This is a genomic window from Rhizobium sp. 01T444 (assembly GCF_056398305.1).
The window spans coordinates 1-584 of sequence record NZ_JBFTPD010000298.1; the positions used below are offsets into that span (position 1 = coordinate 1).

The 584-nt window shown below is 65.5% G+C and carries 1 protein-coding gene and 1 pseudogene; one reads left to right on the forward strand and one right to left on the reverse strand.

Going from position 1 to position 584, the window contains the following annotated elements:
* A pseudogene (locus tag AC1DTN_RS38560) lies at window positions 1–290 on the forward strand (hypothetical protein); the annotation flags it as partial.
* On the opposite strand, the gene AC1DTN_RS38565 reads toward AC1DTN_RS38560, so the two are convergent.
* The coding region (locus AC1DTN_RS38565; RefSeq protein WP_477925473.1) for a hypothetical protein at window positions 291–584 on the reverse strand (294 nt) is incomplete at its 5' end. It abuts the pseudogene before it with no gap.

Below are 584 nucleotides of genomic sequence, written 5' to 3' on the forward strand. Positions count from 1 at the left end.
CCTTCACCCGGGCGATGACCCACTATGTCAGCTCCTACATCGAGCACATGATGCTGGAGGAAACCGAGGTGCTGCCGTTCGCCCAGGCCGTGCTGCACCCCGAAGACTGGGCTGAGCTCGATGCCGCATTCCTGATGAACCGCGATCCGCTCGCGGGCTATGAAGCGGACGAGATCTACCTGCCGCTGTTCACCCGGATCCTCGGCACCCTGGAGACATCCGGTGGAATCGACTCCGCGCTCGAGGCGTTGGCCGGCGCCACGCGTCCGAAGTTCGCGCCGCATCGCTGATCACGAAAAGGCCAGAGGCTCCCCGTTCAGGTCATAGGCCGCATAGCGGCCGATGCTGCCCTGGCGCACGGCCTCGACCATGACATTCATGGCCTGCTCGGTCTCCGATTCGGTGGGCGCCGTCTGGCCGCGGCCGGACAGGCCGACAACGAAGACCACATGCCATGCCGAGCCGTTCTCCCGGGATTCGGCCACCAGCGCCGCGAAATCCTTGAGTGCGTGCGGTTCCYTGTCCACGCACATGATGGGCTCGAGTTCGCCGCCTTCGCCCGCATCGAAGCGCGCCTGCTGTTC